Below are 17580 nucleotides of genomic sequence, written 5' to 3' on the forward strand. Positions count from 1 at the left end.
ATACGGGTGAAAAAGAGGTTTCGTTCAGCGGTGAATTACCCATTTTTAAACTCGACTTCAGCTACCAAAATACCAGCAAAAACAAAACATAAGGTCGTCTGAAAACCGTTTTCAGACGACCTCTCGTTTATCAACTTGACGGCACTTGTATCCTCATCAAGCGCATATCCAATTTGCGCCGTCCCCACGCGGTCGCATACACAAGGCGCAAGAGCCACGGATAACGTGGTTTGCAGACGCTGCTCAAGCCCGCTTCTTCAATAATTTCCACACCCGGCATCAACCGTCGGATGTCGTCCGTGCCGCTTATCGCCCAGCAGAACTCAGGTGGTTTGTCCATTTTACCGAGTGCGTCGTGGCGTTTGCTTTGTCCAATGTAGGCCTTGGGGATAGTGTCGAAAGCAAGTTGGACGTTCGGCAGGCGGCGGGCAACCTGTTTGAAAAAGCCCTGCACCTGCGCCTCTTCGAAATACATCAACACGCCTTCGATCACGAGCAACACGGGTTTGCCGTGCGCGGCGACGGTGTTCATCCATGTTTCGTCGAACATGGACGCGCCCAGATAATGATTGTCCGATTCGGGCAGCAGCATGCGCCGCACTTCAATCACTTCCGGCAAATCCAAATCATACCAATCGGTAATGCGCGGCTTGCCCAAACGTTCGTAACGCGCATCCAGCCCCGCGCCGATTTGCACGACGACGGCGTCGGGATGTTCGGCGATAAAGTGCCGGGTCATATCGTCCAACAGCTTCGCCCGCCCGCAACAGCCGACCTGCGATGCTTTGACTTTGGCAAACTTGCTGAAGTCGTAGTCAATCTTATCCAACATCCGCACGGCTTCGTCATCGCGCAAAAGCGGCTGCGCCCTACCCTGCTCCACAGCCTTCGCCCACAGGGGAATCAGCATGGTACTGGACAGGGCGGAAACGGTTTCGGGAGAGATTTTTGCAGACATGGCAGCCTCCAATGAGAGAGATTCCTATTTACATCATACTCCCGCACAATAAGGCTGCCAAGTTGCAAAAAGGTCGTCTGAAACCTGTTTTTGGGTTTTCAGACGACCTCTGTTTCGTTCATCACATCATGTCATCATGCCGTACACGCGATGGCGGCTTCCGCCACATCGTCCGCGCTGTGCGGCAAAGCCAGCGTGCGGGCATTTTCTGCCCATTTGAGGCATTTTTCCCGGTTTAAACCACCGAGGATTTCGGCGAGTTTTTCCGCTGTCAACTGACTTTGCGGCAACAGCAATCCCGCCTCCGCCTGCACCATAAAACGCGCATTGGCAGTTTGGTGGTCATCGACGGCGTAAGGATACGGCACCAGCAGCGCGCCCAGCCCTGCTGCCGTCAACTCGGCAATCGTCAGCGCGCCGGCACGACAAATCACCAAGTCTGCATCGCGGTAGGCGGACACCATGTCGGTAATAAATTCCACGCATTCGGCTTTCACGCCCAGCGCGTCGTAATCCGCCTGCAAGCTGCCCAGTTTGCCTCGACCCGATTGGTGATACATCTGCGGGCGCGCATCGTCGGGCAGCAAAGCCAAAGCCTGCGGTACGGTTTTGTTCAAAACGTCTGCACCCAAACTGCCGCCGACCACTAAGATTTTCAGACGACCTTCACGCCCTTGGAAGCGTTCGGCAGGCTCAGGCAGGTTGGCAATATCCGCGCGGACGGGGTTGCCGACCAAACCGCCTTCGTGACTGAACGCTTTCGGAAAAGCGTATAACACCCGCTTCGCCCAGCGCGAGAGTTGGCGGTTGGACAAACCTGCCACGGCGTTTTGCTCGTGAATCACAATCGGCACGCCGCACAGCTTCGCCGCTAAGCCGCCGGGGAAGGTAACGAAGCCGCCGAAACCGATGACGCACTCGACGCGGTGTTTGCGGATAATCCGCTGCGCTTCGCGGACGGTTTTATACAAAGTAAACGGCAGCATCAGCTTACGTTTGATACCGTTGCCGCGCACGCCTTTAATCGCCAGCGTTTCGAGCAGGATGTCGTATTGCGGCACGATGCGCTCTTCCATCGAGCCTTCGCTGCCCAGCCAAATCACATGATGGCCGCGCGCGCGCAATGAATCCGCCACCGCCAGCGCAGGGAAAATATGGCCGCCGGTACCGCCCGCCATCAACATGAAAGTTTTACCGCCCATGATTTACTCCACTTGGTAACCGCGCATTTTTTTGCGGTTTTCATAATCGACGCGCAACAACAAAGTGATGCACACCAGCATGACCACAACCGCCGAACCGCCGTAAGACATCAACGGCAACGGCAGCCCCTTGGTCGGCAAAATGCCGATGTTGACGCCGATATTGAAGAAACTTTGAATACCTATCCAAACACCGATGCCGTTGGCGACATACGCGCCGAACGTCAAATCCAAATCGCGCGCCTGCCGTCCGATGGAAAAGGCGCGGACGACCAGCCAAACATAGCAAGCAACCAAAATACACATACCCAAAAAGCCGAATTCCTCGCCGATAACGGCAAAGATAAAGTCAGTATGCGCCTCGGGCAGGTAGAAACGCTTTTCCAAACTCGCGCCCAAACCCTGACCGAACCATTCGCCGCGCGCAATCGCCATCAACGAATGCGTCAACTGGTAGCCTTTGCCCAAAGGGTCCGCCCACGGATTCAAAAACGCCGACACGCGCGCCATGCGGTAAGGCGCAAGCATAATCGCCGCTGTCATGAATGAAGCCAGAATCATCCCCATCATGATGAAATACTTGGCAGGGAAACCCGCCAAAAACACCATAGCCATCGTAACGCCGACAATGACGACGAACGAACCGAAGTCGGGCTGGAACATAATCAACACCAAACCCGCGGCAATCAGCCCGCCCGGAAACATAATCTTCTTCACGCTCTGCAACACTTCCGCCTTGCGCGTGAACAGGCTGGACAAATACAAAACGACGGCAAGCTTGAACAACTCCGTCGGCTGGATATTGACCGGTCCCGCGTGAATCCAGCGGGTTGCCCCGTTAATCTCCCGCCCCAAAAACAAAACCAGCAGCAGCAAAAGCCCCGAGAAGCCGAAATACCAGGGCATAAGCTTTTTCCAAGTGTTCATGCTGATAAAAGACAGGCCGATGCACACAGAAACACCGACCGCGACAAACAAAGCCTGCTTGCCGACAAAAGAAAACTGCGTACCACCCTCCGCCGCCGCGTAAGCAATCGAAGCGGAATAAATCATCACCAGGCTGAACACGGTCATCAACACCGTCATCCACAAAAGCGATGTATCGAATTTCTGACCGCTGCGGGAAATCGGGCGGTCGAGAATTTTGGAAAGACTAATCATGAACAAACATCCGTTACGGAACAAACGTTTCAGACGACCTTTTGGATATACGGGTCGTCTGAAAATATCGAAAATCAGAAAAACGTCATTCTAAAGGTTTCTTGCCAAAGCAACAATTCAGATTCTTTAAAGACAGTCGGATTCCGGCGTTCTTTGCGCCCTACCCTGCTCTTTGATACCGATAAAAGGTCGTCTGAAAACGTTTTTATGTTTTCAGACGACCTTTTATGAATCTTTTCTTCGATCAAACAGACCGCTTTTTATCAAATGCAAACCCTAAACCACCTGCGGTATTTCCACCCACGGCTGTATCTGTTCCAACTGCGCGGCGAGGCTAAGCAGCGTGTCTTCGCGTCCGTGTGCGGCGGCGAACTGGGTGCCGACGGGCAGCCCGAGACCTTTGCAAAAAAGCCCTTCCCCCGACAGCCGAAACCCAAACACAGGTTTTCGGCTGTTTTCGCCCCTAATTACGCCTGATTTTACCCAAATCCCCCCCTTAATCCTGCCCGGATACCTGATTATCAGGCATCCGGGCCGCCTTTTAGGCGCAAACAGGCACACTTAGCCTGTTAGCCGCTTTCAACAGGTTCAAACACATCGCCTTCAGATGGCTTTGCGCACTCACTTTAACCAGACCAAAATAGGCTGCCCGGGCGTAGCGGAATTTACGGTGCAGCGTACCGAAGCTTTGTTCGACCACATAACGGGTCTTCGACAAATAGCGGTTACGTTTGGTTTGCGCTTCTGTTAGCGGGCAGTTGCGTTGGGCTTTGCGCATAATGCCGTCCAGCAACTGATGCTCTTTCAGATGTTGCCGGTTTTCCGCACTGTCGTAGCCTTTGTCGGCATAGACGGTCGTACCTTCGGCTATCCCTTCCAGCAAAGGCGACAGGTGGTTGCACTCATGGGTATTGGCGGGGGTTCGGTGTGGTTTGACCGCTGACTTGTCCTTCCTCATCAACTTCTATGGCCTGACGCTGTTTGCTGCCGGCGGTCTGAATAATGGTGGCGTCAATGACGGCGGCGGATGCTTTCTCTACTTTTAGGCCTTTTTCGGTCAGTTGGCGGTTAATCAGTTCCAGCAATTCGGACAGGGTGTTGTCTTGCGCCAGCCAGTTGCGGTAGCGGCATAAGGTGCTGTAATCGGGGATGCTCAGTTCGTCAAAACGGCAAAACAGGTTGAAATCGATGCGGGTGATAAGGCTGTGTTCGAGTTCGGGATCGGAGAGGCTGTGCCATTGTCCGAGTAGGACGGCTTTGAACATGGATAGCAGTGGATAGGCGGGACGGCCGCGGTGGTCTCGAAGGTAACTGGTTCTTTGACGGTTCAGGTACTGTTCGATCGGTTGCCAATCAATCACTTGATCCAACTTCAATAGTGGGAAGCGGTCGATGTGTTTGGCAATCATGGCTTGTGCGGTTTGCCGGAAGAAGGTGCTCATGAGAAATCCCCTAAATGTCTTGGTGGGAATTTAGGGGATTTGGGGGAATTTTGCAAAGGTCTCAGCCCGTGATGCCGGTAAAGCGGCACGCTCATGGCTGGGTTGCCGCTCATGTTCAGCGGCGATGTATAGCCGACGTATTGCAGCGCGGCGGCGGCTTCTTTTTCTAAAAACGGGTTGTTTTTCAAAAGAAAACCCAAACGCAGCGTGCCAAACAGCAGGCGCATGGCTTTTTGTGCGGCGGGCGGCGGCATCAGCTCGGATTGATAAACACACGTTTTGTCTGTCAGGCATAGCTGCCCGCCGCCTCGCCGTTCGCCCGCATAGGCAATTTTTAAGAAACAGTAACACCGGATAAAGGAAAAGAACAAGTTTGCCGTTGATGCAAAAAGGTCGTCTGAAACCGCCTTAACGTTTTCAGACGACCTTTGAGGCAATGGCGCACAAGGTTTACGGTAAAACCAACCCTCTTTTCATGTTTCAGACGGCCTCACAAAGCCTTAAACGCTTCAATAAACACTTCCGAACGGTGCGCATAGCCTTTGAACATATCAAAGCTCGCGCAGGCGGGACTGAGCAGCACAATATCGCCCGCTTCGGCTTGGGCGTATGCCGTCTGCACCGCTTCTTCCAAAGTAGCACAGTCAGTCATATTCAAACCGCAGCCGTCCAAATCACGGTGGATTTGCGGCGCATCGACGCCGATTAGGAACACACCTTTTGCCTTGCCGGCAAGTGCGTCGCGCAGGGGCGTGAAGTCCTGCCCTTTGCCCATGCCGCCCAAAATGACGAAGAGCGGATTTTGCAAACCGGCAATCGCGGCGGCGGTCGCGCCGACGTTCGTGCCTTTGCTGTCGTCGATAAACACCACGCCGTTTTTCTCGCCGATTTTTTCCACTCGGTGCGGCAGGCCTTGGAAGGTTTTGACGTGTTCGAGCAATGCTTCGCGCGGCAAACCGACGGCTTCGCACAAGGCGACGGCAGCCATGACGTTGGCAGCGTTGTGCAAGCCTTGCAGCGGGATGTCTTGCGTGGCAATCAAATCTTCATCGCCTTGTTTCAGACGACCCGTCTCGCGTTCCAGCCAAAAATCGGCTTCGTGTTCCAACGAAAACCATTTCACCTCGCGCCCGGCGCGCTTCATGGCGCGGCAGAACACGTCGTCTGAATTCAAAACCTGCACACCATCGCCACGGAAAATCTTGGCTTTGGTATGCGCATAGTCGAGCAAGTCGTCGTAGCGGTCGAGATGGTCTTCGGAAATGTTCAGCACCGTCGCCGCAGTCGGGCGCAGGCTTTCGGTGTTTTCCAGTTGGAAGCTGGAAAGCTCCAACACCCACACGTCCGCCTTTTTGCCTTCGCGCTGCAATTCCGCCTCCAAAACCGGCGTGCCGATATTGCCCGCGATAACGGTATCCAGCCCGCACTTGATGCAAAGATAGCCGACCAGGCTCGTTACCGTGGTTTTACCGTTGCTGCCGGTAATCGCAATCACCTTGTCGCCGCGGCGGTTCACAATGTCCGCCAGCAATTCAATGTCGCCCAACACGCGCCCGCCGTTTTGTTTGAACGCCTCGATATCCGGCTGACGCTCGCTGATGCCAGGACTGAGCGCCAGAATATCGAACCCGTTGTCCAACGCATCTTTCAGACGACCCGTGTAAAACACCAGCCCGTCAAACATCTTGCCGATTTGCGACACGCGCTCCGGTTTCAGCTCCGCATCATAAGCGGCAACCTCCGCGCCGTTTTTGCGCAGATAGGCAATCATGGAAATACCCGTGCCGCCAAGTCCGGCGACGAGGATTTTTTTGTTTTGGAAAGTCATTGTGGTTTTGTCCTAAGTTTTTTCAGACGGCATTTAGAAAAATTCAATATCCTGCCTGATTCAATTTTCTATAAGCATCACAACCTGTTTGGAATCCATTATCACAAGCCTTACCAAACCACTCTTTGGCAATCTTATAGTTCTGACGAACTCCTTGCCCATTGGCATACTTCACACCCAAATTAAATTGGGCTTCTGCAATCCCTTGTTCTGCCGCCTTGCGATACCACTGCACTGCCTGTATATAGTCCTGACGAACTCCTTGCCCATTGTTGTATATCAAACCCAAATTATATTGGGCTTGTGCGATCCCTTGTTCTGCCGCCTTGCGATACCACTGCACTGCCTGTATATAGTCCTGACGAACTCCTCGCCCATTCTCGTACATCACACCCAAATTAAATTGGGCTTGTGCAAACCCTTGTTCTGCAGCCTTGCGATACCACTGCACTGCCTGTGTATAGTCCTTACGAACTCCTTGCCCATTGTCGTATATCACACCTAAATTAAATTGGGCTTGTGCGATCCCTTGTTCTGCAGCCTTGCGAAACCACTTCACTATCTGTACATAGTCTTGACGGACTCCCTGTCCGTTGTAATACATCAAACCTAAATTAAATTGGGCTTCTGCAATCCCTTGTTCTGCCGCCTTGCGATACCATCTGACCGCTTCAACATAGTCTTTGCGGACACCTTGTCCTTTTTCATACATCACACCCAAATTATATTGGGCTTTAGCATTCCCTTGTTCTGCCGCCTTGCGATACCAATGCACAGCCTGTGCATCGTTTTGACGGACTCCTTGCCCGTTGTTGTACATCAAACCCAAATTAAATTGGGCTTTAGTATGCCCTTGTTCTGCCGCCTTGCGATACCACTGCACTGCCTGTGCATAGTCCTTACGAACTCCTTTCCCATTGTAGTACATCCCACCCAAATTATATTGGGCTTTAGCATTTCCTTGCTTCGCAACTTGAAACGTTTCCTTAAAATCCGGCACATTATCAGCCCAAGTTGCTTGCCCTATGCCCAAAGCCAGCAAAGCAACCATCATTTTTTTCAACCATGTATTCATTTCAAACTTCCCTGATGTATAGTGGATTAAATTTAAACCAGTACGGCATTGCCTCGCATTGCCGTACTATTTGTACTGTCTGCGGCTTCGTCGCCTTGTCCTGATTTTTGTTAATCCACTATATGTTTCATAAAAAATCACGACATTTTCAGACGACGGCCGAGGTCGTCTGAAAATGTCGTAATTCTATCCTGACTGCATTTAAAATGCTATTTTGCCACTTTGCCTGACTGTTACCGGCAGAAATATCGTTATTGGGATTCTCCGCCATTGATTGAGTGCAACGGCTGCAACTTTACAGCAGCAGCCCTTTTATCAAACAGGAAAAACGGGAAGGGATTCGCTTTTTTCAGACGACCTCAAGCCGGGAAGGTTGGGAAATAACCGTCCACGCCGTATTGCTTTAAGACGTTTTTCAGCTCGGGAATGCGGATTGCGGGATCGACCGCCATCGGCGGCATGGGCGGGTCTACGCCTTCTTCGTTTTGGTTGCGCATCCAGTCCGCCATCGCAAAAATTCGGATAAGGACGGGCTCGGCGAGGTCTTTGCTGATTTCCAGTTCGTTCATGGCTTGGGCGAAGCAGGCGACCCATTCGTCGCGCACCTGCATATTCACGGCAAAGGGCATGTGCCGCGCGCGCAGCATGGGATGGCCGTATTTCTGCTCGAACAAGGGCGGGCCGCCGAGCCAGCCGCTGAAAAATTCGTAGAGTTTTTCGCGAATCAGCGTCATGTCTTCGCCGTGCATCTGGCGCAGGGCGCGGTATTGCGGCTCGAGTTCCATCAAGTCGTAAAAGCGGTCGGTCAGGTTGCGTACGCCTGCCGCACCGCCGAATGCGTGATACATAGTGTTCTTTCTTTAAAGGTCGTCTGAAACGGTGATTTTAATAGACCGGGCCGCCTGCGTCATGCACGAGATCGTCTGAAAACGCGGCCTGGGCAAAATCAAACCGGCAAACGGGTTTTCAGACGACCCCAAGGGCGTTATGATTCAATTATTAACAAAGATTCATAAACCGCCCGTCTGCAAAGCGGCAAACCATAGAGGAAACCCGACCCATGCACACCATACGCGCCTTGCTCGTCCTGCTCGGCTGCCTCGCACTCGGCGAAACCGCCGCCTACCTTACGGGCATCAAATTGCCCGGCAGCATCATCGGCATGGGCATTCTGTTTGCCATGCTTCAGGCGGAGTGGGTGAAAGCCGAGTGGTTGCAGCAGCTTACCGACGCGCTGATGGCAAACCTGACGCTTTTCCTTGTGCCGCCTTGTGTCGCCGTCATCAGCTATTTGGATTTGATTGCCGACAGTTGGCTGTCGATACTCGTCTCCGCCGCCGCCAGTACCGTGTGCGTCCTGTTGGTTACGGGCAAAGTGCATCAATGGATACGGGAGAAAATCTGATGGACGGCATCCTTTCCCTGTGGCAACAGCCCAGCGTCCTGCTTTTCCTGACGCTGGCAGTTTACGCGCTGGCACTCATCCTCCGCGCGCGGACGGGCTATCTGCTGCTCAACCCCGTCTTAATCAGTACCGTTACCCTGATTGCCTACCTCAAAATCCTCGACATCGATTACGCCGTGTACCACGATGCCGCGCAGTTTATCGACTTCTGGCTCAAGCCCGCCGTCGTCGCGCTCGCCGTCCCGCTCTACCAAAACCGTCAAAAAATCTTCAGCCAGTGGCTGCCCGTCATCGTCTCGCAGCTCGCCGGCAGCGTGACCGGCATCATCACAGGCATGTATTTCGCCAAATGGCTGGGCGCGGAGCGCGAAGTCGTCCTCTCGCTCGCCGCCAAATCCGTGACCAACCCCATCGCCATCGAAATCACCCGCACCATAGGCGGCATCCCCGCCATCACCGCCGCCACCGTCATTGTCGCCGGGCTGGTCGGGCAGATCGCCGGTTATACCGTACTTAAAAACACAGTCGTCATGCCCTCGTCTGTCGGCATGTCGCTCGGCACCGCCTCACACGCCATGGGCATCGCCGCCTCACTCGAGCGCAGCCGGCGCATGGCGGCATACGCAGGGCTGGGGCTGACCCTCAACGGCGTGCTGACCGCCGCCATCGCCCCGATTATCATCCCCGTATTAGGATTCTGAACACTTTTCAGACGACCCCGATGAACCAAAAGGTCGTCTGAAAACCAAATCAAAAACAACCCCAAACAAAGGAGCAGCAAAATGGCAGTCAACCTTACAGAAAAAACCGCAGACCAACTACTGAACATCGACGGCATCCAACTCTTCACCGCCCGCGCAGGCATCAAACAAACTGACCGCGCCGACCTCACCCTGATGGTACTTTCCGGCGGCAACACCGTCGGTGCCGTCTTTACTACCAACCGCTTCTGCGCCGCCACCGTCCACATCGCCAAATCACACCTCTTCGACGAAGACGGCGTACGCGCCATCATCATCAACACCGGCAACGCCAACGCCGGCACAGGCGCGCAAGGCAGAATCGACGCCATCGAAACCTGCGCCGCCACCGCCGAACAAACCGGCTGCAAACCCTCCCAAGTCCTTCCCTTCTCCACAGGCGTCATCCTCGAGCCCCTGCCCGTCGGCAAAATCGTCGCCGCCCTGCCCAAAATGCAGCCCGCCGACTGGGCGGATGCCGCACGCGCCATCATGACCACCGACACCGTGCCAAAATCCGCCTCGCGCGAAGGCAGCGTCGGCGAAAAACACACCGTCCGCGCCACCGGCATCGCCAAAGGCTCCGGCATGATCCATCCCAACATGGCGACCATGCTCTCCTTCATCGCCACCGATGCCAAAGTTTCCCAACCCATCCTCCAACTGATGACCCAAGAAATCGCCGACGAAACCTTCAACACCATCACCGTTGACGGCGACACCAGCACCAACGACAGCTTCGTCATCATCGCCACCGGCAAAAACAGCCAAAGCGAAATCGACAACATCGCCGACCCGCGCTACAAACAGCTCAAAGACCTGCTCGGCAGCCTCGCTCTCGAACTCGCCCAAGCCATCGTCCGCGACGGCGAAGGCGCGACCAAATTCATCACCGTCCGCGTCGAAAACGCCAAAACCCGCGACGAAGCCCGCCAAGTCGCCTACGCCGTCGCCCACTCGCCGCTGGTCAAAACCGCCTTCTTCGCCTCCGACCCCAACCTCGGCAGACTGCTCGCCGCCATCGGCTACGCAGGCATCGCCGATTTGGACACCGACACCGTCGAAATGTATCTGGACGACGTACTGGTTGCCGAAAACGGCGGCCGCGCCGCAAGCTACACCGAAGAACAAGGGCAGGCAGTAATGGCTAAAGACGAAATCACCGTCCGCATCAAACTCCACCGCGGACAAGCCGCCGCCACCGTCTATACCTGCGATCTGTCGCACGACTACGTCTCCATCAACGCAGACTACCGTTCGTAAGGACAGATTGTAAGTTTTGGGTTTTCAGACGACCTTTGTTTTTCCGAAAACAATCCGTGGGCAAAGCCCACGCTACGGCTGTTTGTTTTTCAAACTGTAATGCGGGCTTTTCCCACAAAAACAGCCCATCAATTAAACAAAAATCCTCCATGCCGTCATTCCCGCGCAGGCGGGAATCCATTTTTGAATTTCAGCAACCGTTTTATAGTGGATTAACAAAAATCAAGACAAGGTGACGAAGCCGCAGACAGTACAAATAGTACTGCAAGGCGAGGCAACGCCGTACTAGTTTAAATTTAATCCACTATACAAACATTTGATCTCAGACTTACAACGTAGCGTGGGCTTTGCCCACGAATAAAGATAGCGAAAAATACTCTTTAGAGCAGGCTCTATATTTTCGCTATCGTCCGTAAAGACTAGATTTTCAGACGACCTTTTGTGATGTAAATAACGCGGTTATCTTTACACCTGCGCGTCATCAAACCCTGTCTGTGGACAAAGCCCACGCTACGGCCGGCTGTTTTGCAAACACCCGTTGCATAGGATTTCCAGTGGATTCCCGCCTGCGCGGGAATGACGGAATGTAATCTTTACCATCATCTCGGCGCGTGTGCCGTCCGCAAAACGTCTCCGCTGAAAAAATGCAAAAAGGTCGTCTGAAACCCTATTCCCAAGTTTCAGACGACCTTTGTTCCAATCAACCCTACAACACAGCCGCCGCTTTCTTCAACACCTGCCAGGCATATGCCTTCAGGCGCGGTTGGCGCAGCAGGCGGGCGGGGTGCGGGATGGTGAAATACGGTATGCCGCCACACAATTCGTCCATGACCGCCATCATTTCTTTCTGTTCGAAAATCTGACCTAAAAACAATACCGCACGGGCTTGGGACGATTCCAATTCATGCTTCAGTGCAGGCAATTCGGCATGGATTTGCGCTTCCGAGGGATGCGGGCTGAACACAGGGGCGGCTTTCACCCAACTGGTTTTGTGCGCCTGCTCCGGGCTGAGTCGGATGGCGGCGAGCATATTGTCCAGCAGGACGCCGGTTTCGCCGTGGAACAATTCGCCGTGCAGCGTGTCTTCGGTCGAAGGGCAGATGCTGACCACCATCAGGTGCGCAGTTTTGACTGTGGCGGACAGGCGCGGGAGGTCGTCTGAATGGTGCGGAGCGGCAGGCAAATCTGCCGTGTTTTGGATGCTGCGGGTTTGTTTGTCCGCAGGCGTTTCCTGCTTGGGTTTTGCCTCGGACTGACGGGCTGCTTCGACAGCCGCGGTTTGCGGGGATGGCATTTCGCGCTCGGGTACGTCCTGTTGGTTTCCGCCGTGTACGGCTGCCATTGCCGACAGACGCGCCTGATGCGCCCCTGCCGACAGGGTGCGTTCCTGACGGGGGATGGTCGTCTGAACCGACGCTGCCGCGGGTTTGGGCATACCGGTTTTGGGAGCGGTCAAAGCAGCGGGAATGGTTTTTGCCCCGCGCTTGAGCCACATCGGCCCCAGTCCCAAGGCTTCGTGCAAATGGAGGTAACGGCTGCTTAACATGGTTTTTCCATCAAAATTGCGTCTTCATATCCGCCCTCGGGCAGGGGATAATAATTTTTCCGCAGGCCTGTTTCGATAAAACCGTATTTGCGGTAGAGGCCGATGGCGGCGGCATTGCCTGCGCGAACTTCCAACAACAGGCGAGATACGCCTTGGCTTGAGGCCGTCTGAAACCAATATGCCAAAAGTTTTGAGGCGATGCCTTGTCGGCGGCACGCCGGGGCGGCGGCAATCAGGTGCAACTCGGACTCGCCGCAGATTTCGCGCCAGACGGCAAAACCGCAGATTTCGCCTCCGCGTTCGCAGACGCAAACGGTATCGGCAGGATTTTCTACCGCTTCGAGAAACTGCCGCTCCGACCAAGGCGAGGGATTGCCCGCCGCATCGATTGCGGTCAGGGCGGCACAGTCATCAGAGTTTGCCCGACGGATGTTCATGGTTTCGCCTTCCTTTCCGCCTGCTCTTTTGCCGTCAGGGCGATCTTGTCGCGGACGTATAACAATTCGGCATGTGCGGCGTCTGCCGCAGGATAACGCCCGCTCAGTGCCAGCTCGAGAAAATCGGCGGCAGTCGGCATGGACGGTATGCCGTCGAAAGGCGGTTTGTCAGCCAAGGCAAAGGCGTTGCCCACACCCGCTCCGAAGGTTTGTCCTTTCGGCAAAACGATTTCCGAAGCCTTGCCGACATGATAATCGCCCAAACGCATATGGGATTGCGTGTCAAACCACGCATAAAACACTTCGCCCATACGCGCATCGGTCGCCGCCAATACGCAAGGGCAGTCGGGAACCAGATAAGCCGCCGCATCCAAACTCGGCACGCCGACAACAGGCGTGTCGAAAGGGGTTGCCAAACCCTGCACGACACCCGCCCCGATACGCAATCCGGTGAACGCGCCCGGTCCTTGCGCATAAACGATGCCGCCCAAATCCGACGCGCCTATGTCCGCCTGTTCGAACAACACGCGAATCTGCGGCAGGATGAGTTCTGACTGGCGCGTACCGACGTTTTCATGATACAGGCGCACCTCGCCGTCCGCACGCAAAGCGAGTGAGAGAAAAGACGTACCGGTATCGACGGCAAGAATGGGACGTGAAGTATCGATGAGCATGGAATCTGTCCGTAATGTGTTGAAACGGCATTATAACATTGCCCGCAGAAGCAGTTGCTTGGTATAGTTTGCCCGTTTTCAGACGACCTATCCCCAAAGGTCGTCTGAAAACCCTGCCGCAACGCAGTTAAAACGCACACGGCAAGTCCCGCCCAAACCGATTTCCAACAACCCGCCCCAATCCCAAAACCATGACGGCACCCCTACCAACCGACTATATCGGACGCTTCGCCCCCAGCCCCACCGGCCTGCTCCACATCGGCTCGCTGCTGACCGCGCTTGCATCCTACGCCGATGCGCGCGCAAACCGGGGCAAATGGCTGGTCCGTATGGAAGACCTCGACCCGCCGCGCGAAATGCCCGGTGCCGCCGCGCATATCCTGCACACGCTTGAAGCCTTCGGTTTCGAATGGGACGGCGAAGTCGTTTGGCAGAGCCTCCGCCATTCGCTGTACAGGGACGCCTTGGGTCGTCTGAAAGAAAAAGGCCTGCTCTATCCCTGTTATTGCAGCCGCAAAGACTGGCAGGCGGCCGCCGCCCAAGGTGCCGACGGATTCGTTTACAACGGACGCTGCCGCCGCCCCGAAGACCGCCCCCACACCGACAAACCACCCGCATGGCGCATCCGCGTCAATGACGAAACCATCGGATTTGACGACGGTATCGTCGGACATTACGCCCAAAACCTCGCCCGCGACATCGGCGACTTCGTCCTCTTGCGCGCCGACGGATTTTGGGCGTACCAGCTTGCCGTCGTTGCTGACGATGCCGACCAAGGCATTACACACATCGTACGCGGGCAAGACCTGCTCGTTTCCACCCCGCGCCAAATCTACCTGCAACGCAGCCTCGGCTTCGCTACCCCGCATTACGCCCACCTCCCGCTTTTGGTCAACAAACACGGGCAGAAATGGTCGAAGCAGACGCTTGCCCCCGCCTTGGACGAAAACCATAAAGAACAATTACTCCGCCAAGTCCTGCAATACCTCAACCTTCCGCCCGCACCCGAAGTTTCCCGCCCGCAGGCGCTTTTATCTTGGGCGATAGAACACTGGCAGCCGCATAAAATACCAATACATGATATAGTTACGGAGTAGATTGGCGAGATTGCAACAAATTACTCGAGATATTATTCGAATGTAATTATTTTTTTACATAACCTGCACATTAATACTTCATATTTACTATAATCGCCGTAACCAAATGCATAACGGGAAGACGGCTATTTGTGCCGACTTTTCACCCGACTGTCAAAAACTTAAAAATAACAAAAGAAAATCATTATGTTAAGTGTCATTATTGTTGAAGACGAAGTGCTCGCTGCAGAACGCCTGCGCATCTTGCTCGAAGAGTGCAACGTCGTGATTCTCAACGTATTCCACCACGCACAACCCGCTTTGGACTGGTTGAGTATGCACGAAGTCGATATCGTATTTGCCGACATCGGGCTGCCCGAAATTACCGGACTCGAGCTGGTCGAACGCATCAAACGCGTCGCCAAACGCCAGCCCGAAATTATCTTCACCACCGCCTACGAAGAACACGCCTTGCGCGCCTTCGAACTGGCGGCAGCCGACTATCTGCTCAAACCCATCCGCTCAACCCGCCTACAAGCGGCATTGGACCGGGTCAGCGAAAAATACCGCGAAAAAGCCGACGACTTTACCCATTTCCAAGTCTTCAGCCGCGACCGCATGATCGAAATCCCATGGCAGCAGGCGCGTTATCTGATGGCGGAGCACAAAACCGTCTATCTGGTTACCGGCGACAGACAAAGCTACGAACTGCCCAAAACCCTGGTCTATTGGGAAGAATTGTTGGGCGAAAAAATCATACGCCTCCACCGCAACGCCCTCGCCTTCCGCCACACCTTAGACTACCTGATACGGCTGGACGACGATGACGACAGCGATTCTGCCTGGGGTGCGCAGATATTGGATATCCCCAAGCCCCTGCCCGTCAGCCGCCGCCAGCTTTCCGCCATCCGCAAAATCCTCAAAAGCAAGGTGTAGATTTGCCGATAACCCCCGAACCCTGCCTTTCATGCGCAGGGTTTTGTTTTTCAGGTTCAACCTGCTGTTCATCAGGTGCATTCATTAAAGTAAAAAAAATCGTAAGCCAAAATGAAAACAGGACATTTGCCGACCGTCATACCTGCTCAGGCGGGAATCTAAATCTCGGCATTTCGAAAATATTTCAAGGCGGCTGCAACTTTACATTTCAAGATTCCCGCCTGCACGGGAATGACGGCTTTGGCAGATCACCCTTTAGGACTTGACGGCAAATAATCGCAACCCGTCATCGAATCGCACGCTAGCGGGGAAGGCGGCAAAGTCGCCGTGACGGCAAAAAAGGTCGTCTGAAAACAAACGCCGCAGGTTGTGTTGAACCTGAAGCCGTTTTCAGACGACCTTTTATAGTGGATTAACTTTCAACCAGTACGGCGTTGCCTCGCCTTAGCTCAAAGAGAACGATTCTCTAAGGTGCTGAAGCACCAAGTGAATCGGTTCCGTACTATCTGTACTGTCTGCGGCTTCGTCGCCTTGTCCTGATTTAAACTTAATCCACTATATCTTGTTTGGAAAACTGGCGGATTAAGTTTAAATCAGGACGGGCAGTGCAACGCCGTGTGGGTTTGAACTTAACCCATACCCTTCAAAATAAAACGGGCGGATTGGATTGCCGCCCGTTTGATTGTCCCGTTGTTTATTTGGTGATTTGGTTTAGCTCGCCTTTGGCGTAGCGGGTTGCCATTTTCTCAAGGGAGACGGGTTTGATTTTGCCTGCCTGACCTTCGCAACCGAATGCAAGGTAGCGGTCGAGACAGATTTGTTTCATGGCTTCGACGGTTTTGCTCAGGTATTTGCGCGGGTCGAATTCGGACGGGTTTTCTGCCATGAAGCGGCGGATGGCGCCGGTAGAGGCGAGGCGCAGGTCGGTGTCGATGTTGACTTTGCGCACGCCGTGTTTGATGCCTTCGACGATTTCTTCTACGGGTACGCCGTAGGTTTCACCGATTTTGCCGCCGTATTCGTTGATGACTTTCAGCCATTCTTGAGGAACGGAGCTGGAGCCGTGCATGACGATGTGGGTGTTGGGCAGGGCTTGGTGGATTTCTTTGATGCGGTCGATGCGCAATACGTCGCCGGTGGGCGGACGGGTAAATTTGTACGCGCCGTGGCTGGTGCCGACGGCGATAGCGAGCGCGTCCACGCCGGTGTCTTTGACGAAGCGCACGGCATCTTCAACGCTGGTCAGCATTTGGTCGTGGGTCAGTTTGCCGACTGCGCCTACGCCGTCTTCTTCGCCTGCTTCGCCGGTTTCGAGGTTGCCCAATACGCCGATTTCGCCTTCGACGGATACGCCGCAGGCGTGGGAGAAGTTAACGACGGTACGGGTGACATCGACGTTGTATTCGTAGGTGGACGGGGTTTTGCCGTCTTCCATCAGCGAGCCGTCCATCATGACGGAGGAGAAGCCCAGTTGGATGGAGCGTTGGCACACGTCGGGCGATGCGCCGTGGTCTTGGTGCATGACGACGGGGATGTGCGGGAATTCTTCGACTGCCGCCAGAATCAGGTGGCGTAAAAACGGCGCGCCTGCATATTTGCGCGCGCCGGCGGATGCTTGAACGATAACGGGAGCGTTGACTTGGTCTGCGGCTTCCATGATGGCGCGCATTTGTTCGAGGTTGTTGACGTTGAATGCGGGCAGGCCGTAGCTGTTTTCGGCGGCATGGTCGAGCAGTTGGCGCATGGATACGAGTGCCATTTAAATCTCCTTGGTGAAGTAGCGGGATGGTGATGTGGGAAATTATAATGTTTTTCTTATTAAAAGACTACACGGGGC

Annotated in this window: 16 protein-coding genes and 3 pseudogenes; 5 read left to right on the plus strand and 14 right to left on the minus strand. The window is 54.4% G+C overall.

Annotation, left to right across the window (positions count from 1 at the left end):
- Positions 1-130: 130 nt before the first annotated feature.
- From J7445_RS09440 to J7445_RS09480, 10 genes and pseudogenes are all read right to left on the minus strand, one after another.
- Complete coding sequence (locus J7445_RS09440; RefSeq protein ID WP_070656322.1) at positions 131-958, minus strand: class I SAM-dependent methyltransferase; 828 nt, start codon at positions 956-958, stop codon at positions 131-133.
- Between the two features lie 134 nt (positions 959-1092).
- The gene (murG, locus tag J7445_RS09445) at positions 1093-2160 is read right to left on the minus strand and encodes an undecaprenyldiphospho-muramoylpentapeptide beta-N-acetylglucosaminyltransferase (RefSeq protein WP_003742831.1); all 1068 of its coding nucleotides are present in this window, start codon (positions 2158-2160) and stop codon (positions 1093-1095) included.
- Between the two features lie 3 nt (positions 2161-2163).
- Positions 2164-3321 carry a putative lipid II flippase FtsW gene (ftsW, locus tag J7445_RS09450; RefSeq protein ID WP_003742829.1) on the minus strand — a complete coding sequence of 386 codons (1158 nt, stop codon included), beginning with the start codon at positions 3319-3321 and terminating at the stop codon, positions 2164-2166.
- Positions 3322-3597: 276 nt separating this feature from the next.
- Entirely contained in the window at positions 3598-3762 is a 165-nt protein-coding gene (locus J7445_RS09455) for a hypothetical protein (RefSeq protein ID WP_209283381.1), read from the minus strand.
- Positions 3763-3862: 100 nt separating this feature from the next.
- Positions 3863-4763: pseudogene (locus tag J7445_RS09460) on the minus strand (IS5 family transposase).
- Positions 4764-4825: 62 nt separating this feature from the next.
- Positions 4826-5023, minus strand: a pseudogene (locus J7445_RS09465) (amidase); the annotation flags it as partial.
- A 230-nt stretch (positions 5024-5253) separates the two neighbouring features.
- Entirely contained in the window at positions 5254-6591 is a 1338-nt protein-coding gene (gene murD / locus J7445_RS09470) for a UDP-N-acetylmuramoyl-L-alanine--D-glutamate ligase (protein ID WP_209283020.1), read from the minus strand.
- A 43-nt stretch (positions 6592-6634) separates the two neighbouring features.
- A complete protein-coding gene (locus J7445_RS09475) occupies positions 6635-7666 on the minus strand; it encodes an SEL1-like repeat protein (RefSeq protein WP_209283021.1) in 1032 nt (343 codons plus the stop codon).
- Positions 7667-7673: 7 nt separating this feature from the next.
- Positions 7674-7781: pseudogene (locus J7445_RS12605) on the minus strand (IS5/IS1182 family transposase); the annotation flags it as partial.
- Between the two features lie 244 nt (positions 7782-8025).
- Positions 8026-8514 (minus strand): group II truncated hemoglobin, encoded by a 489-nt coding sequence (locus tag J7445_RS09480; RefSeq protein WP_070655784.1) that lies wholly within the window; start codon positions 8512-8514, stop codon positions 8026-8028.
- Positions 8515-8726: 212 nt separating this feature from the next.
- Here J7445_RS09480 and J7445_RS09485 point away from each other — a divergent pair, with 212 nt between their 5' ends.
- The 3 genes from J7445_RS09485 (at position 8727) to argJ (ending at position 11074) form a co-directional block, all read left to right on the plus strand.
- Positions 8727-9071: a CidA/LrgA family protein gene (locus J7445_RS09485; protein ID WP_209283022.1), complete on the plus strand. Its 345-nt coding sequence runs from the start codon at positions 8727-8729 to the stop codon at positions 9069-9071.
- Complete coding sequence (locus tag J7445_RS09490; RefSeq protein ID WP_049227463.1) at positions 9071-9772, plus strand: LrgB family protein; 702 nt, start codon at positions 9071-9073, stop codon at positions 9770-9772. Before J7445_RS09485 ends, J7445_RS09490 begins: the two co-directional genes overlap by 1 nt.
- A gap of 81 nt (positions 9773-9853) precedes the next feature.
- The gene (gene argJ / locus J7445_RS09495) at positions 9854-11074 is read left to right on the plus strand and encodes a bifunctional glutamate N-acetyltransferase/amino-acid acetyltransferase ArgJ (protein ID WP_209283023.1); all 1221 of its coding nucleotides are present in this window, start codon (positions 9854-9856) and stop codon (positions 11072-11074) included.
- A gap of 706 nt (positions 11075-11780) precedes the next feature.
- Here argJ and J7445_RS09500 read toward each other — a convergent pair.
- Genes J7445_RS09500 through tsaB form a run of 3 tightly spaced genes read right to left on the minus strand, consistent with a single transcriptional unit; the run spans position 11781 to position 13731 of the window.
- Positions 11781-12620: a uracil-DNA glycosylase family protein gene (locus J7445_RS09500; RefSeq protein ID WP_070655793.1), complete on the minus strand. Its 840-nt coding sequence runs from the start codon at positions 12618-12620 to the stop codon at positions 11781-11783.
- A complete protein-coding gene (rimI, locus tag J7445_RS09505; protein ID WP_070539299.1) occupies positions 12614-13057 on the minus strand; it encodes a ribosomal protein S18-alanine N-acetyltransferase in 444 nt (147 codons plus the stop codon). Before rimI ends, J7445_RS09500 begins: the two co-directional genes overlap by 7 nt.
- Positions 13054-13731, minus strand: a complete 678-nt coding sequence (gene tsaB, locus J7445_RS09510; RefSeq protein WP_070539301.1) for a tRNA (adenosine(37)-N6)-threonylcarbamoyltransferase complex dimerization subunit type 1 TsaB — start codon at positions 13729-13731, stop codon at positions 13054-13056. The genes rimI and tsaB overlap by 4 nt, the downstream gene beginning before the upstream one ends.
- A gap of 191 nt (positions 13732-13922) precedes the next feature.
- On the opposite strand from tsaB, the gene gluQRS reads away from it, so the two are divergent.
- Together gluQRS and J7445_RS09520 are read left to right on the plus strand one after the other, a co-directional pair.
- Positions 13923-14828: a tRNA glutamyl-Q(34) synthetase GluQRS gene (gene gluQRS / locus J7445_RS09515; protein WP_003742814.1), complete on the plus strand. Its 906-nt coding sequence runs from the start codon at positions 13923-13925 to the stop codon at positions 14826-14828.
- Between the two features lie 186 nt (positions 14829-15014).
- On the plus strand, positions 15015-15743 hold the full coding sequence (locus tag J7445_RS09520; RefSeq protein ID WP_003742813.1) for a LytR/AlgR family response regulator transcription factor: 729 nt from the start codon (positions 15015-15017) through the stop codon (positions 15741-15743).
- Between the two features lie 694 nt (positions 15744-16437).
- Here the strand turns inward: J7445_RS09520 and fba are convergent.
- The gene (gene fba, locus J7445_RS09525; protein ID WP_070655795.1) at positions 16438-17502 is read right to left on the minus strand and encodes a class II fructose-bisphosphate aldolase; all 1065 of its coding nucleotides are present in this window, start codon (positions 17500-17502) and stop codon (positions 16438-16440) included.
- Between the last annotated feature and the right edge of the window lie 78 nt (positions 17503-17580).

Source organism: Neisseria sicca, assembly GCF_017753665.1.
Lineage (GTDB): Bacteria > Pseudomonadota > Gammaproteobacteria > Burkholderiales > Neisseriaceae > Neisseria > Neisseria flava.

Coding starts and splice junctions, on each gene's coding strand:
- tsaB (WP_070539301.1), bottom strand. CDS start 13,731: ATGCTCATCGATACTTCACGTCCCATTCTTGCCGTCGATACCGGTACG.
- fba (WP_070655795.1), bottom strand. CDS start 17,502: ATGGCACTCGTATCCATGCGCCAACTGCTCGACCATGCCGCCGAAAAC.
- J7445_RS09520 (WP_003742813.1), top strand. CDS start 15,015: ATGTTAAGTGTCATTATTGTTGAAGACGAAGTGCTCGCTGCAGAACGC.
- J7445_RS09500 (WP_070655793.1), bottom strand. CDS start 12,620: ATGTTAAGCAGCCGTTACCTCCATTTGCACGAAGCCTTGGGACTGGGG.
- J7445_RS09440 (WP_070656322.1), bottom strand. CDS start 958: ATGTCTGCAAAAATCTCTCCCGAAACCGTTTCCGCCCTGTCCAGTACC.
- J7445_RS09485 (WP_209283022.1), top strand. CDS start 8,727: ATGCACACCATACGCGCCTTGCTCGTCCTGCTCGGCTGCCTCGCACTC.
- murG (WP_003742831.1), bottom strand. CDS start 2,160: ATGGGCGGTAAAACTTTCATGTTGATGGCGGGCGGTACCGGCGGCCAT.
- J7445_RS09475 (WP_209283021.1), bottom strand. CDS start 7,666: ATGAATACATGGTTGAAAAAAATGATGGTTGCTTTGCTGGCTTTGGGC.
- murD (WP_209283020.1), bottom strand. CDS start 6,591: ATGACTTTCCAAAACAAAAAAATCCTCGTCGCCGGACTTGGCGGCACG.
- argJ (WP_209283023.1), top strand. CDS start 9,854: ATGGCAGTCAACCTTACAGAAAAAACCGCAGACCAACTACTGAACATC.
- rimI (WP_070539299.1), bottom strand. CDS start 13,057: ATGAACATCCGTCGGGCAAACTCTGATGACTGTGCCGCCCTGACCGCA.
- ftsW (WP_003742829.1), bottom strand. CDS start 3,321: ATGATTAGTCTTTCCAAAATTCTCGACCGCCCGATTTCCCGCAGCGGT.
- gluQRS (WP_003742814.1), top strand. CDS start 13,923: ATGACGGCACCCCTACCAACCGACTATATCGGACGCTTCGCCCCCAGC.
- J7445_RS09490 (WP_049227463.1), top strand. CDS start 9,071: ATGGACGGCATCCTTTCCCTGTGGCAACAGCCCAGCGTCCTGCTTTTC.
- J7445_RS09480 (WP_070655784.1), bottom strand. CDS start 8,514: ATGTATCACGCATTCGGCGGTGCGGCAGGCGTACGCAACCTGACCGAC.